The sequence below is a fragment of the Massilia pseudoviolaceinigra genome (assembly GCF_030846505.1).
Classification (GTDB): Bacteria; Pseudomonadota; Gammaproteobacteria; order Burkholderiales; family Burkholderiaceae_D; genus Telluria_A; species Telluria_A violaceinigra.
Genome location: NZ_JAVCWL010000007.1, coordinates 177,019 through 193,138 on the forward strand (window position 1 = coordinate 177,019; position 16,120 = coordinate 193,138).

At 61.4% G+C, this 16,120-nt stretch carries 10 protein-coding genes; 8 read left to right on the forward strand and 2 right to left on the reverse strand.

The window, feature by feature from the left end; genetic code table 11:
• Positions 1-57 precede the first annotated feature (57 nt).
• Positions 58-645, reverse strand: a complete 588-nt coding sequence (locus RBA40_RS09220) for a hypothetical protein (RefSeq protein ID WP_306647634.1) — start codon at positions 643-645, stop codon at positions 58-60.
• Positions 646-738: 93 nt separating this feature from the next.
• The gene (locus RBA40_RS09225; RefSeq protein ID WP_306647635.1) at positions 739-1,209 is read right to left on the reverse strand and encodes a YegJ family protein; all 471 of its coding nucleotides are present in this window, start codon (positions 1,207-1,209) and stop codon (positions 739-741) included.
• A gap of 417 nt (positions 1,210-1,626) precedes the next feature.
• On the opposite strand from RBA40_RS09225, the gene RBA40_RS09230 reads away from it, so the two are divergent.
• The 8 genes from RBA40_RS09230 (at position 1,627) to mlaE (ending at position 16,111) form a co-directional block, all read left to right on the forward strand.
• Positions 1,627-4,734 (forward strand): DEAD/DEAH box helicase, encoded by a 3,108-nt coding sequence (locus tag RBA40_RS09230; RefSeq protein ID WP_306647636.1) that lies wholly within the window; start codon positions 1,627-1,629, stop codon positions 4,732-4,734.
• Positions 4,735-4,823: 89 nt separating this feature from the next.
• On the forward strand, positions 4,824-5,984 hold the full coding sequence (locus tag RBA40_RS09235; RefSeq protein WP_306647637.1) for a PAS domain-containing sensor histidine kinase: 1,161 nt from the start codon (positions 4,824-4,826) through the stop codon (positions 5,982-5,984).
• Positions 5,985-6,055: 71 nt separating this feature from the next.
• A complete protein-coding gene (locus RBA40_RS09240) occupies positions 6,056-6,739 on the forward strand; it encodes a response regulator transcription factor (protein ID WP_099872997.1) in 684 nt (227 codons plus the stop codon).
• 240 nt (positions 6,740-6,979) lie between these two features.
• Complete coding sequence (locus tag RBA40_RS09245) at positions 6,980-7,681, forward strand: transposase (RefSeq protein ID WP_306647638.1); 702 nt, start codon at positions 6,980-6,982, stop codon at positions 7,679-7,681.
• A gap of 225 nt (positions 7,682-7,906) precedes the next feature.
• Positions 7,907-12,655 (forward strand): glutamate synthase-related protein, encoded by a 4,749-nt coding sequence (locus tag RBA40_RS09250; RefSeq protein WP_306647639.1) that lies wholly within the window; start codon positions 7,907-7,909, stop codon positions 12,653-12,655.
• Positions 12,656-12,728: 73 nt separating this feature from the next.
• On the forward strand, positions 12,729-14,192 hold the full coding sequence (locus tag RBA40_RS09255; protein WP_306647640.1) for a glutamate synthase subunit beta: 1,464 nt from the start codon (positions 12,729-12,731) through the stop codon (positions 14,190-14,192).
• Positions 14,193-14,531: 339 nt separating this feature from the next.
• Positions 14,532-15,335 carry an ABC transporter ATP-binding protein gene (locus tag RBA40_RS09260; protein WP_306647641.1) on the forward strand — a complete coding sequence of 268 codons (804 nt, stop codon included), beginning with the start codon at positions 14,532-14,534 and terminating at the stop codon, positions 15,333-15,335.
• On the forward strand, positions 15,332-16,111 hold the full coding sequence (gene mlaE / locus RBA40_RS09265) for a lipid asymmetry maintenance ABC transporter permease subunit MlaE (protein ID WP_306647642.1): 780 nt from the start codon (positions 15,332-15,334) through the stop codon (positions 16,109-16,111). Before RBA40_RS09260 ends, mlaE begins: the two co-directional genes overlap by 4 nt.
• The last annotated feature ends 9 nt before the right edge of the window (positions 16,112-16,120 follow it).

Consider the following 16,120-nt stretch of genomic DNA (forward strand, 5'->3'; position numbering starts at 1 on the left):
ACGTTTTGCAAAAATCGGGATGGGGCTCAAGGCCAAATGCTGTTGAAGCGCTCGCCTCTAGGGCTCGGCACCGACGCCATTTGGCACTGCCTGACGAGCCGTCGCCGTGTTCGGGCGATCGACTCTGAATTGCGTCTCATCCTTCAACATGAAAACCGTGATTTTCAGAGCATTGCCGTTGCGGTCTTTTACGCTATACACGTAAGTGAAATATTGGCGAAGGCTGCCCTCGTAATGCGCCGTGGGTGCGGATTCGTCGACGATGGCGTGAAGCACTTGCTTCAACTCCGGTTTCAAATACCAGATATTGTGTTTATCAGGATTTTTTAACATGGCATTGACCGCGTTAAGCGCGTCACGTTTTCCCTTGGACACTCGTTGTCGTCCGTCCTGCGCACAATAAACCAAGAGCGCCGTCGTGCACACGATGAACAGGCAAAGGGAGCCGAACTTGCGCTGATAGCAAAGCGCGATCGCCCGAATGACAAGGGTGAGCATGCTTCCCGCGGCCAGCATCACCCCGACTTGGGGCACCGGAATAATTCCTAACAGGATGGAATAGCCACCAGACCACGCGACATTCATGTCGAGGATGACGAAGCCGGCAATAAAGACAGCCGGGCTCATCGCCCCCGGCTGTTTCATTTGGCGTTTGAATAGCTCAACTATGCGCATCGGCCAAACTTGCCGGCTGGAGCAGGAGGCCTGTCCGATTCCACTGAGCAGCAAGAGTTCCGATCAGCACTCGAAACCATGCTGCTCACGGTACTGCTTGACCACATTCGCAGGCATCGTGTTGAACAGGGCGCAGACGGTAAAGCTACCTTTTTGCTTGCCGTTTTGAACGTATCCCCAATCCGAAATGTCGGCGCGCTTGAAGGTGATTTCTTCGCCGTTTTCGACGCTTTCGACGATTTGGGGATCATTGGCAATCGTGCCGGTGAAGCCGGTCTTGGTCTGCTCGAAGGGCATGACCCACATATGCTCGCTGCCATTTTCGTCGGTGATTTTTACCTTCAGGCGGAACTTGCCCGCACCTGCGGGCGGCTTGGCAGCCGTGGCGAGAAAGGTGTCGAGCGACGCTTGTGCCTTGGTGATCGCAGCAGCCATTGCCGGATTTTCATCCCGGACCATGACCATACCGTCGCCGACCTGGGCATTGGCGGTGGCGGTAAGCAGCAGCAGGGCAAGAGCGGCGGTCAGTTTCATGATTTTCCAGAGGTAGGGGAAGAGATATCGCAACGGGATAATTGACCGTTGCCCAAGGCAGCTATTCTATGTAGATAGTGAATTATTAGCAATAATGTTGCCTAAAAAAACTCTTTCACTTCGTATGATAAGGTCTCCCATTCTTGGCGTCGAATTCGCCGACTGCACTGCCTTTTTGAGATACTCCCCGGTTTTGAATTCATAAGGCATTAGAAATCGCCATATTTGGACAGCGTGGCGACAGCTTCCCCTTTGCAATCGCCGCTTACCCTTTGAGCATGAACGTCATACGCCGCCCCACTGCCCGCACAAACAAGCTCCCCTGCGTGCGAAAGAGAACAGAACACAAGCGTCTTTATGTCGGATAATATCGGGTGTTATCGTCTTCGATATTGCCCTTAAGAACACATGCACACGATGGATTTAACGCGCGACGAACCCCGCGAAGGACGCCCTGCCACCGCTGCGCCGCACGCCACGGCGTCGGCCTTGCCGGCACCGATCGCCAGCTGGCTGCAACGGGTCGAGGCTGCCGCCCACCCGCAGCCCAAGCTCGACCTGGAGGTCAAGGATCCCAAAGTCGCCCAATACAAGTTCGTCTATGTCCTGGCTCCGACCAGCGGCGGCCGCCACGTGGCCCTGTGCCTGTGCAAGGCACGCCTGCGCCCGAACGGCGAAGTCGCTGCCGCCAGCCCGGTCAGCGAAGTGTTTTCCCTCCTCTCGGCCCCGCCCGCCTACCTCGAAGGCGACGATGAAGACCTGGTGCGCTTTTTCATCGCCATGCGTAGCGGCGCCGCGTCCCAGGGCGGCAGCGCGACCGAACCGAAAGGCAAGGTCGGCGCCATCCTCCTGCAAATGTTGCTGGAACAAGACAAGCTGTTGTGGGCGAATTCCTGGGCCGACATGGCCAATGGCCTGATCTACCCACTCCAGGCCGGCCCCGTGCGTGAAGCCAACCTGGTCTGGCGTGAGGAAGGCCGCACCGCGCGCCTCGGCTGGCAGGTCCAGCCCGCCAGCGGCGCAACCCACACTGCCGCCGACCAGATCGATTACATGCTGCCGACCGATCCGCCGTGGTACATCGACAACCTTTCCTGCGGCGCGCTCGCGCTCAACCGCGGCGGCGTCGATATTTCCCTGGCCGACTTGCAGGCGCTGGTGGCGCAAGCCCCGGCGCTGAGCGGCAACGATAAAAAACGCGTCTCGCAACTGTTGCTGGCCCATGGCCTGCAGCAACTGATGCCCCTGCCGCAGCCGCTGATCCAGCGCCTGCGCGACGACGTCAAGCCGCGTCCGCACCTGCTGCTCGACAGCGTGCCGCTGGCCGACGGCTCGCACCAGCGCTGGCACGATTACGCGGTGCTCTCCTTCGATTACGACGGCGAGCGGGTCGCGTTCGATCCGGCCCAGCGCGTGGTGCGCCAGGTGGGCGACGTGACCGAAGTCATCGCCCGCGATATCCCGGCCGAGGCCGCCTCGCTTGAAGAACTCACCGCCCTCGGTTTCCGCAAACCCGGCACGCCGCCGCTCAACGCCCTGGCCGGCGCCCAGCAGCTGGAAAGCCAGGCGCACTGGCTGCGCTTTGCCGAAGGCGACCTCGCCGGCCTGATCGACGCCGGCTGGCATGTGCAGAAATCCAACAAATACCGCTATGACGTTGTCGCGGTCGAAGACTGGTACGCCGAGATCGACGAGCCGGCCGAAGCGGGCAACGCCTGGTTCGAGCTGGAGCTGGGCATCGTGGTCAACCAGAAACGCGTGCCGCTGCTGCCGGTGCTGGTGCAACTGATCCGCAGTGCTCCAAGCGACTTCGATCCCGAGGTCCTGGCCGCCCACGCCGACGTCGACCAGATGCTGGCCACCCTGCCCGATGGTCTGCGCGTGGCGCTGCCCTGGGGCCGCTTGAAGCCGATTCTCAACACGCTGGGTGAACTTTATTTCAGCGACAAGATCAAAAACAAGGTCAGGCTCTCGACCCTGGATGCGGGCCGGCTCGAAGAACTGGCACGCGGAACCGCTTTGCGCTGGTTCGGCGGCGAGCAGTTGCGCGAAACCGGCCGAAAGCTGAGCTTGTTCGGTTCCGTGCAAAAAGTGGCGCCCCCGGTGGGGCTCCAGGCGACCTTGCGCGACTACCAGGCAGATGGCCTGGCCTGGATGCAGTTCCTGCGCGAGTACGACCTCGCCGGCATCCTGGCCGATGACATGGGTTTGGGCAAGACGGTGCAAACCCTGGCCCACATCCTGATCGAGAAGGAAGCCGGCCGCCTGACCCATCCGGCCCTGGTCATCGCGCCCACCAGCCTGATGACCAACTGGCAGGATGAAGCGGCCCGCTTCGCCCCCGACCTGCGCGTGCTGCTGCTGCAAGGCAAGGAGCGCCTGGAGCAGTTCGACAAGATCGAGGAAGTCGATCTGGTCCTGACCACCTACGCCCTGTTGCCGCGCGATGAAGAAAAACTGCGCGAGCACGAGTTTCACCTCGTCATCCTCGACGAATCGCATTACATCAAGAACACGCGCTCCAAGGCGGCCCAGAGCGCCGGCCTGCTCAAGTCGCGCCACCGCCTGTGCCTGACCGGCACCCCGCTGGAAAATCACCTCGGCGAGCTGTGGTCGCAATTCCATTTCCTGCTGCCGGGCTTACTGGGCGATGAAAAAACCTTCAACAGCCAGTTCCGCCACCCGATCGAGCGCCAGGACGACCCGCTGCGGCGCTCGCTGCTGAACCGCCGCATCCGTCCCTTCCTGCTGCGCCGGACCAAGGACAATGTGGCCAAGGAATTGCCGCCGAAAACGGAAATGGTGCGCAAGGTCGAATTGTCGGGCGCCCAGCGCGACCTGTACGAAACCGTGCGCCTGGCGATGGACAAGAAAGTGCGCGACGAGATCGACAAGAAAGGCGTGGCACGCAGCCAGATCGTCATTCTCGAAGCCTTGCTCAAGCTGCGCCAGGTGTGCTGCGACCCGCGCCTGGTGAAAGCCTTGCCTGCCAAGAAGAAAGACAGCGGCTCCGCCAAACTGATCGATCTGATGCAGATGGTCGACGATCTGCTGGAAGAAGGCCGCAAGATCCTGGTGTTCTCGCAATTTACCAGCATGCTGGCCTTGATCGAGGAAGAGCTCAACGCGCGCCGCATTCCGTACGCCTTGCTCACCGGCGACACCAAGGACCGCGCGGCCCAGGTCGCCGCCTTCCAGCAGGGCGCGGTGCCGATTTTCCTGATCAGCCTGAAAGCGGGCGGTGTCGGCCTCAACCTGACCGCCGCCGATACCGTGATCCATTACGATCCGTGGTGGAACCCGGCCGCCGAAAACCAGGCTACCGACCGTGCCTGGCGCATCGGACAGGACAAGCCGGTGTTCGTGTACAAGCTGATCGCCAAGGGGACGTTGGAAGAAAAGATCCAGTTACTGCAGCAAAAAAAATCCGATCTGGCCCAGTCGATCCTGGCAGAAGGCGAGTCGCAAAAAATGAGTCTGACGCAGGAAGACCTGCAAGCCATTTTCGCGCCGCTGGAGGAGTAAGGTCCTCGGATTTTGGTTCATATACTTTCCTGCAACGTTGGCGATATACTAGCGGAGTATTGGTTTTGAACAGGTAAAGAAAGCGTTCCATGAATATCGGTGCCGGCGAGGGAAGCAAGGGAATCGTGACGTCCGGCGACATTGTGCTTATGGAACAGTTTCGTGCCATCGCCGAGTTGCGGGGCGACGTCGCCTGGATCGTGGACTGTGCAACGGGCACGCTGTCGTACATCAGCCCGTCCGTGCGCGACATGCTGGGATATGCGCCCCGGGATTTCATCAGGCAACTGTCCAGCCACGATGCGGCGTCGCCGCTGGCCGCCTTGTGCACGGGCTTGCCCGAGCGCCTGGCCCGTTTTGCGGCAGGCGATCAAAGCCGGCGCGCGCTGTTGCGCCACTTTGAGCAGGTGCGTCCGGATGGCAGCACGGTCCCGCTCGACGTGCGCTCGACTTTATTGACGGATGCCAATGGAAAGCCGAGCGCCCTGGTCGGCGTGCTGATCGATACCAGTGCCGAGCGGGAACGTGCAGAACAGCAGCGCCGTTTCGCCAGCATGCTGAACCATGAATTCCGTACGCCCTTGTCGACCATCGACGGTGCCATCCAGCGCCTCGAAGCGACCGGAACCCAGGCTGATGAGCCGACCCGCCTGCGCTACCGCAAGATCCAGGGGGCCGTGGATCGCCTGATTGGCCTGCTCGACGAGTACCTGTCGCCCGACCGCATGGACGAGATCGGCGGTACGCGCCCGCCCGACACGGTTGTGCCGGAGTTGCTGCTGCGCGAAGCGGCGGCCCGGATCATCGCGGCGGGCGGCAGTGCGCAGGTCGAGTGCAGCGGCTTGCCGCCCTCGATCCGGGCTCAGCCTAACGGCTTGCGCCTGGCGTTGAAAGTGCTGGTGGATAACGCGTTGCAATATTCGCCGCCCGGGCAGCCGGTCATCCTGGCCGGTCACGGTACGGCGGACGGCATCGAACTGTCGGTGCGCGATCACGGCGAGGGCGTGCCTGACGCGGAGACCGGCGCGATTTTCGGCAAAGCATTTCGTGGAAGTAACGCCGTGGGCCAAGGGTCCGGTTTGGGGCTGTATATGGCGCGGTCCGTGATCGAGGTACATGGGGGAACCATCGGTGTTCAAAATGTGGCACCAGCAGGCGCCTTGTTCAAAATCTGGCTGCCCGTACAACGCGCCGCGGGGAAAAGAGTTGCGCCAGAAGGGTGCAGCAGTGATAATTCCGCTAATCAATAGACAAGGGAAGGCGCCGCGCGCAAGTAAGGAAACGATGCACGGGGTAATGAAATGAATAAAATGGCCAACCCATGACGCAGATATTGATTGTTGAGGACAACGGCGACTATGCCGGCGATATGGCGGAGTTCCTGACGGAGCTCAACCATGAAGTGATGGTCGCGACCACCGCCGCCGAGATGTGGGCCGCCCTGACCAAGGTTCCGACCGCCGTGGTCGTGCTCGATCTCGGCCTGCCCGATGAAGATGGTTTCAATGTCATTCCACGCATGCGCCAGCTGTATCCGGAAATCGGCTTGCTGGTGCTGACCGGCCGCGTCGCCTTCGACAACCGCATTCTCGGCCTGCGCCTGGGCGCGGACCATTACCTGACCAAGCCGATCAAGTTTCCGGAACTGGCCGCCCATATCGAGGCGCTGGACCGGCGCGTGCGTCCGCCCGAGCCGGCGGCTCAGCTGCCGAGCAAGTGGACCTTGCGCGTCAGTGCGCGCCAGCTCGAACTGATGGGGGCGGTGATCGACCTGACCGAAAAAGAGTGCAATTTCCTGCACCTGCTCACGCTCAACACGCGTCCCGTGCCACGCCAGGTGATCGTGGCCGGCATGGGCGGCGACGATCCCGACGCCAGCCGCCGGGTCGACATGCTGGTTTATCGCCTGCGCAAGAAAGCCCGGTCAGGCCTCGGGCAGGATTTGCCTCTGCGCAGCGCCTACGGCGAAGGCTACAGCCTGTCCGCCGGTTTCACGCTCGCGTAACCGGTTACATCGCTCACGGAACGGGCAAAAACAGGCTTCCCGTATTCTTGCTGGAAAAAAGCGTATATGAAGATTCCTACCGAAACGCTGTTTGAGATGAGCGGGAACTCTGGAGCTCAGCATGTCTCCTCATAAAAAGGGGACATAGCCAGCCCTGATAATCATGAGCCTGTTTTTAATCAGGGACAGAGTCATGATAATTCAGTAAAATGCCGCGGTCCGTCCCTTTATCATACCGCCATGGCCCGCCTTCCCCGTCTCGTTCTCCCCAACCAGCCGCACCACATCATCCAGCACGGCAACGACCGCCAGCTGATCTTCCGCGACAGCGAGGATTACCAGCGCTTCCTGGGATGGCTGAAGGAAAGCGCCCGGGAATTCAAGGTGGCCATCCACGCCTACGTGCTGATGCCCAACCACCTGCACCTGCTCGCTTCGCCATCAACAGTGGAAGGCCTGGCGCAAACCATGCAGCGGGTCGGCCGCTATTACGTTCCCTGGTTCAATGCCAAGTACGGCCGCAGCGGCAGCCTGTTCCAGGGACGCTTCAAGACCTCGCTGATCGATGCCGCCGCCTATTTCCTGCTCTGCAGCCGCTATATAGAACACAACCCGGTGCGCAGCGAGCTGGTGTCCGATCCCGTGAATTACCCCTGGTCGAGCTACGCCCACCACGCCGGCGCCCAGCCCGACAGCGTCATTACCGACCATGCACTCTACTGGGCACTGGGTAACACCCCCTTCCAGCGCGAAGCGGCTTACATCGAACTGAGCCGCCCGGCCCTGACGCGCGAGCAGCTGGACCAGATCAACGCCGCCGTGCTCAAGGGCTGGCCGCTCGGTTCCGATGCCTTTAAGATAGAATTGCAACACCGCGCAAAACGGCAGGTACTGCCTGCCAAGCGGGGAAGACCGTTCAAGATCAAGGCTCCCGCCTCCTGAAAACGCCCGATGGGCGTTTTTTTTCGCCTCCCAGAAACCCCAAAAACCCTTGTTCCAGCTAAGCGTAACGCATAAACCAGAAAAACGCTTGACTATGTCCCTATTTAATTTATGGAGCGACGCTGGCGCAATTAATTCGACTCTGACCCTAATTAATTCTATTGCCGATTCTGCTGCATTGCACTAATCTTGGTCTTCGACTTTCAAAAGCTGTGGAGAATGCGCATGATTGCCCAAGGTTTGTACGATCCGTCCAATGAACACGATGCCTGTGGCGTCGGTTTCATCGCCCACATCAAGGGCAACAAGAGCCACTCCATCATCGAGCAGGGCCTGTTGATCCTGAAGAACCTCGATCACCGGGGCGCCGTCGGCGCCGACAAGCTGATGGGCGACGGCGCCGGCATCCTGATCCAGATTCCGGACCAGTATTTCCGCGACGAGATGGCGAAACAGGGCGTGGAACTGCCTCCGCCGGGCGAATACGGCGTCGGCATGGTGTTCCTTCCAAAAGAAAATGCATCGCGCATCGCTTGCGAGCAAGAAATTGAACGCGCCGTGCGCATCGAAGGCCAGGTCGTGCTCGGCTGGCGCAATGTGCCGCTCGACGACACCATGCCCATGTCGCCTACCGTGCGCGGCAAGGAACCCGTGATCCGCCAGATCTTCATCGGCCGCGGCCCGGACATCATGGTCACCGACGCGCTCGAACGGAAGCTGTACGTGATCCGCAAGTCGTCCGGCCACGCGATCCAGGCGCTTAAATTGCTCCACGGCAAAGAATTCTTTGTCCCGTCGATGTCGGCGCGCACCATTGTCTATAAAGGCTTGCTGCTGGCCGACCAGGTCGGTGTCTATTACAAGGACTTGCAAGACCCGCGCTGCATCTCGGCACTGGCGCTGGTGCACCAGCGTTTCTCGACCAACACGTTCCCGGAATGGCCGCTGGCCCACCCGTACCGCCTGATCGCCCACAATGGCGAGATCAACACCGTCAAAGGCAACTTCAACTGGATGCGCGCGCGCGAAGGCGTGATGAAGTCCGCCGTGCTGGGCGAAGACCTGCAAAAGCTGTTCCCGCTGATCTATGAAGGCCAGTCCGACACCGCCTGCTTCGATAACGCCCTCGAACTGCTGATCATGGCCGGCTACCCGATTGCCCAGGCCATGATGATGATGATCCCGGAAGCCTGGGAAAATCACACGATGATGGACGACAACCGCCGCGCCTTCTACGAATACCATGCCGCGATGATGGAACCGTGGGATGGCCCGGCCGCCATGGCCTTTACCGACGGGCGCCACATCGGCGGCACCCTGGACCGCAATGGCTTGCGTCCGGCGCGCTACATCGTCACCGACGACGACCTGGTCGTGATGGCGTCCGAATCGGGCGTGCTGCCGATTCCGGAATCGAAAATCATCCAGAAATGGCGCCTGCAGCCGGGCAAGATGTTCCTGATCGACCTGGAAGCGGGCCGCATCATCGACGACAAGGAACTCAAAGACACCTACGCCAACGCCAAGCCCTACAAGGCATGGATCAACTCGGTGCGCATCAAGCTCAACGAGATCAAGCTCAAGGAAAGCCAGCTCGGCCACAACCGCGCCAAGGATGGCGCCCACCCTGGCGCAACGGCCCAGGGCGAAAAAGCCCCGGCCTGCGTGCTCGACCGCCAGCAAGCGTTCGGCTACACCCAGGAAGACCTGAAATTCCTGATGGCGCCGATGGCCGTGCTCGGCGAAGAAGCCACTGGTTCGATGGGCAACGATTCGCCGCTGGCGGTCATGTCCAACAAGCTCAAGCCCCTGTACAACTATTTCAAGCAACTGTTCGCGCAAGTGACCAACCCGCCGATCGACCCGATCCGCGAAGCCATGGTCATGTCGCTGGTGTCGTTTATCGGACCCAAGCCGAACTTGCTCGATACCAACAACGTCAATCCGCCGATGCGCCTCGAAGTGTCGCAGCCGGTGCTCGGTTTCGACGACATGGCGCGCCTGCGCAACATCAGCGCCCACACCGGCGGCAAGTTCAAGTCGTATGAGCTGAACATTTGCTACCCGGTCGCCTGGGGCAAGGAAGGCATCGAAGCCTCGCTCGCCTCGCTGTGCGCGGAAGCGGTGGATGCGGTCAAGTCCGGCCACAACATCCTGATCGTGTCCGACCGCGCCGTCTCGGCCGAACAGGTCGCCATTCCGGCCCTGCTGGCTACCTCCACCGTGCACCAGCACCTGGTCGGACGCGGCCTGCGCGCCTCCACCGGCCTGGTCGTGGAAACCGGCTCGGCCCGCGAAACCCACCACTTCGCCCTGCTGGCCGGCTACGGCGCCGAAGCCGTGCACCCGTACCTGGCCATGGAAACCCTGGTCGAACTGGCCCAGGGCATGACCGGCGACATGTCGGGCGACACCGCCATCTATAACTACACCAAGGCCGTCGGCAAGGGCTTGATGAAGGTGATGTCCAAGATGGGCATCTCGACCTACATGTCTTACTGCGGCGCGCAAATCTTCGAAGTCATCGGCCTGAACAAGTCGCTGGTCGACAAATACTTCAAGGGCACGTCGTCCAACGTCGAAGGCATCGGCGTGTTCGAGGTGGCCGAGGAAGCGCTGCGCCTGCACACCCTGGCCTTCGGCAACGACCCGCTGCTGGCCGATGCGCTCGACGCCGGCGGCGAATACGCCTTCCGCGTGCGCGGCGAAGAACACATGTGGACGCCGGATGCGATCGCCAAGCTGCAGCACTCCACCCGTAGCAACAATTTCTCGAGCTACAAGGAATACGCGCAAATCATCAATGACCAGAGCCGTCGTCATTTGACACTGCGCGGCCTGTTCGAGTTCAAACTCGATCCGACCAAGGCCATTCCGCTCGATGAAGTCGAACCGGCCAAGGAAATCGTCAAGCGCTTCGCCACCGGCGCCATGTCGATGGGTTCGATCAGCACCGAAGCCCACGCCACCCTGGCCATCGCCCTGAACCGCATCGGCGGCAAGTCGAACACGGGCGAAGGCGGTGAAGATCCGTTCCGCTACACCAAGGAATTGAAAGGCATCAAGATCAAGCAGGGCGAAACGATGGCGTCCGTCATCGGCGAACAGAACGTGGTGGTCGATATTCCTTTGCAAGAAGGCGATTCCCTGCGGTCGCGCATCAAGCAGGTCGCTTCGGGCCGCTTTGGCGTCACCGCCGAGTACCTGAACTCGGCCGACCAGATCCAGATCAAGATGGCGCAGGGCGCAAAACCTGGCGAAGGCGGCCAGCTGCCGGGCCACAAGGTGACCGAATACATCGCCAGCCTGCGCTTTTCGGTGCCGGGCGTGGGCCTCATTTCGCCACCGCCGCACCACGATATTTACTCGATCGAAGATCTGGCGCAACTGATTCACGACCTTAAGAACGCCAACCCGCGCGCCTCGATTTCGGTCAAGCTGGTCTCGGAAGTGGGCATCGGCACGGTTGCCGCGGGCGTGACCAAGGCCAAGGCCGACCACGTGGTGGTGGCTGGCCATGACGGCGGCACGGGCGCATCGCCATTGTCGTCGGTTAAGCACGCCGGCACGCCGTGGGAGCTGGGCCTGGCCGAAACCCAGCAGACGCTGGTGCTCAATGGCTTGCGCAGCCGTATCCGCGTGCAGGCCGACGGCCAGATGAAAACCGGCCGCGATGTCGTCATCGCCGCCATGCTCGGCGCCGACGAGATCGGTTTCGCCACGGCGCCGCTGGTGGTCGAAGGTTGCATCATGATGCGCAAATGCCACCTGAACACCTGCCCGGTCGGCGTGGCGACGCAGGACCCTGTGCTGCGCGCCAAGTTCTCGGGCAAACCTGAGTACGTGGTCAACTATTTCTTCTTCGTCGCCGAAGAAGCGCGCCAGCTGATGGCCCAGCTCGGCATCCGCAGCTACGATGAACTGATCGGCCGCGTCGACCTGCTCGACAAATCGAAAGCCATCAGCCACTGGAAAGCGCGTGGCCTGGATTTCTCCAACATTTTCTATCAGCCGGAAGTGCCGGTGGGCGGCGCCGTGCGCCAGGTCGAAGAGCAGGACCATGGCCTGGAAAAAGCGCTCGATCACAAGCTCATCGCCCAGGCCAAGGCGGCGCTGGAAAAAGGCGAGCGCGTCTCCTTTATCTCGCCGGTGCGCAACGTCAACCGCACCGTCGGCACCATGCTGTCGGGCGAAGTGGCCAAGCGCTACGGCCACGCCGGTTTGCCGGACGACACCATCCACATCCAGCTGCAAGGCACGGCCGGCCAGTCCGCCGCCGCCTTCCTGGCCGCCGGCATCACCCTCGATCTGGTGGGCGAAGGCAACGATTACGTGGGCAAGGGCTTGTCGGGCGGACGCATCATCGTGCGTCCCAACACCGAGTTCCGCGGCTGGGCGGTCGACAACATCATCGTCGGCAACACCGTGCTGTACGGCGCGATTGCCGGCGAAGCCTTCTTTAATGGCGTGGCGGGCGAACGCTTCGCCGTACGCAACTCCGGCGCCACCGCGATTGTCGAAGGCTGCGGCGACCACGGCTGCGAATACATGACCGGCGGCACGGTCGTGGTACTGGGCGCGACGGGCCGCAATTTTGCGGCGGGCATGTCGGGCGGCGTGGCCTATGTCTACGATCCGCTGGGCGACTTCGAGAAGAAATGCAACACCGCCATGGTCAACCTGGAACGCGTGCTCAGCACCAAGGAACAGACCGACCGCGCCGGCTGGCACAGCCAGAGCCGCGGCAGCGACCGCGAGTCGGACGAAGCGATTCTCAAGCGCCTGATCGAACGCCATTTCAAGCACACGGGCTCGACCCGCGCGCGCAACCTGCTGGACGACTGGGCGACAGGACGCGCCAAGTTCGTCAAAGTGTTCCCGACCGAATACAAACGGGCGCTGGAAGAACTGCACAACAGCAGCATGGAAGAAGCGAACGACAAGATCGATGCGGTCGCCAAGATTGCGGCATAAGAGCGTCGCTGAAGACGACGGCCCGCGCGGGCACCCGCTGCCCGCGCCCCTACTGAATACAAGGAAAAACATCGTGGGTAAAATTACCGGCTTCATGGAATTCAAGCGTCAGGACGAGGGGTATCTCGAGCCGGGCGCGCGCGTCAAGAACTACAAGGAATTCGTGCTGCACCTGAGCGATCCGCAAGCGAAGGTGCAGGCGGCGCGCTGCATGGATTGCGGTATCCCCTTCTGCAACAGCGGCTGTCCCGTGAATAACATCATCCCGGACTGGAACGATCTGGTTTTTCACGGCAACTACCGCGCCGCGCTGGAAAACCTGCATTCGACCAATAACTTCCCCGAGTTCACCGGCCGCGTCTGTCCTGCGCCGTGCGAGTCGGCCTGTACCCTGGGCATCATCAGCGATCCGGTCGGCATCAAGTCGATCGAACACAAGATCATCGATACCGGCTGGGAGCACGGCTGGGTCGTGCCGCAGCCGCCGGAAAAGTTGACCGGAAAGAAAGTGGCCATCATCGGTTCCGGTCCGGCCGGCCTGGCGGCGGCCCAGCAGCTGGCGCGTGTCGGCCACGCGGTCACTGTGTTCGAGAAGAGCGACCGCATCGGCGGCCTGCTGCGCTACGGCATTCCCGACTTCAAGATGGAAAAGACCCACATCGACCTGCGCGTGAAGCAGATGGAAGCCGAAGGCGTGACCTTCCGCACCAGCGTGTTGGTGGGCAAGGATTTCCCGGCCACGGTTAACAACTGGGCCAAGGAAACGATTTTCCCGGAAGACCTGGAAAAAGATTTCGACGCCATCATCATGGCCGGCGGCGCCGAGCAGCCGCGCGACTTGCCGGTACCGGGGCGCGAGCTCAAGGGCGTGCACTTCGCGATGGACTTCCTGCCGCTGCAAAACAAGGTCAACGCCGGCGACAAGCTCAAGGACCAGATCAAGGCGACCGGCAAGAACGTGGTCGTGATCGGTGGCGGCGATACGGGTTCCGACTGTGTCGGCACTTCGAACCGTCACGGTGCGCTGTCGGTGGCCCAGTTCGAATTGATGCCCCAGCCGCCCGAGCAGGAAAACAAGCCGCTGGTCTGGCCGTACTGGCCGACCAAGCTGCGCACCTCGTCCTCGCACGAAGAAGGGTGCGAGCGCGACTGGGCGGTGGCCACCAAGCGCTTCGAAGGCAAGGGCGGCAAGGTCGACAAGCTGATCGCCTGCCGCGTGGAGTGGAAAGACGGCAAGATGATCGAAGTGCCGAATTCCGAATTCGAGATGAAGGCCGACCTGGTGCTGCTGGCCATGGGCTTTGTCTCGCCGGTGCAACAGGTGCTCGATGCCTTCGGTGTGGAAAAGGATGCGCGCGGCAACGCCAAGGCCACCACCGATGGCGACGGCTGCTATGCCACGTCGGTGCCGAAGGTGTTCGTGGCCGGCGACATGCGGCGCGGCCAGTCCCTGGTGGTGTGGGCGATCCGCGAAGGCCGCCAGTGCGCGCGCGCCGTCGATGAATTCCTGATGGGCGAATCGGTCCTGCCGCGCTAGAACCCGGTCACGGCACGCAAGGCCGTCGTTCCCGCGTCCTGGCGCGGGAACGACGTGCAAAAGTGTCTCTTTTTGCGCCTGTTTTGCCGCCCTTATATGCATGAAGTAATGTAAAGTTACATAAACGCATTGTTGAATGATGGAAAGAAGTTCGCCTTCGTACCAATCCCCTCATCCCTGCTATCCCAACAAAAACAAGCACTTACGCACGGAAATATCTGACCCGCCGTTCAGTAGTGTTGTATTCTCACCTCGCGCCCCCATGATCGATCGGGGGGCCGTCAGCAGAGATTGCCCTTTCTGCACTACAATACGGCATTCCCAAATATGAACAGCGCCGTGCCTAATCTTGTCGAAATCCGCGATCTACATTTTTCTTACGGTGACCGTTCGATCTTGTCGAACCTCCGGATGGACTTCCCACGCGGAAAGGTCGTGGCCGTCATGGGCGGCTCCGGCTGCGGCAAGACCACGGTGCTGCGCCTGATCGGCGGCCAGATCCGCCCGCAAAAGGGCACGGTCACTGTCGCCGGCGAAACCGTCCACCAGCTCGATACCGATGGCTTGTACCGCCTGCGCCGCAAGATGGGCATGCTGTTCCAGTTCGGCGCGCTGTTCACCGACCTGAGCGTGTTCGAGAACGTCGCCTTTCCGCTGCGCGAACACACCGACTTGCCCGAGGAACTGATCCGCGACCTGGTGCTCATGAAGCTCAACGCGGTCGGCCTGCGCAATGCCGCCAAGCTCAAGCCTGCCGAGATTTCCGGCGGCATGGCGCGCCGCGTGGCGGTCGCCCGCGCGGTCGCGCTCGACCCGGAACTGATCATGTACGACGAACCTTTCGCCGGCCTCGACCCGATCTCGATGGGCGTTACCGCCAACCTGATCCGCAGGCTCAACGATGCGCTCGGCTCCACCTCGATCCTGGTGTCGCACGATGTGCACGAATGCTTTGCGATCGCCGATTATGTGTACTTCATGTCCGCCGGTAAAATTGTTGCCCAGGGGACGCCGGCCGACATGCGCGTCTCGGAAGACCCTTACGTCAAGCAATTCGTCAACGCCGCGCCCGATGGCCCGGTACCCTTCCATTACCCGGGCAAGTCGCTGGCCGAGGACCTCGGCCTGGGGGAACGCAAGTGATTGCTAACATGCTCGCTTCCATCGGCCGTGCCGTGCGCGAAAATATCGCCAGCGTCGGTTTTGCGACGCGCTCGTTTTTCACCCTGCTCGGCGTGACTCCAGGCGCACTGCGCCGTCCCGGCCTGATTTCCGAACAGATCCATTTCATCGGCAACTATTCGCTGGTGATCATCATCGTCTCCGGCTTGTTCGTCGGCATGGTGCTCGGCTTGCAGGGTTACATCACCCTCACGCCTTACGGCGCCGAGCAGAAGCTCGGCCAGGTGGTCGCGCTGGCGCTGGTGCGCGAACTGGGGCCGGTCGTCACCGCCCTGCTGTTCGCCGGCCGCGCCGGCACCTCGCTGACCGCCCAGATCGGCCTGATGAAAGCCGGCGAGCAGCTCTCGGCCATGGAAATGATGGCGATTAACCCGATTCAGCGCGTGCTCGCACCCCGTTTCTGGGCCGGCGTCATTGCGATGCCGATCCTCGGCACCATCTTCAGCGCCGTCGGCGTGGTGGGCGGCTATCTGGTCGGCGTGCAGCTGATCGGCGTCGATGAAGGCGCCTTCTGGTCGCAGATGCAAGCGAACGTGGATGTGCAGCACGACGTCGTCAACGGCATCATCAAGAGCTTCGTGTTCGGCATCGCCGTCACCTTTACCGCGCTGTTCCAGGGCTACCATGCCCAGCCGACGCCGGAAGACGTGTCGCGCGCCACCACCCGTACCGTCGTGATCGCGTCGCTGACCGTCTGGGGTCTGGACTTCGTGATGACCGCGATGATGTTTAACTAAATAGATGAA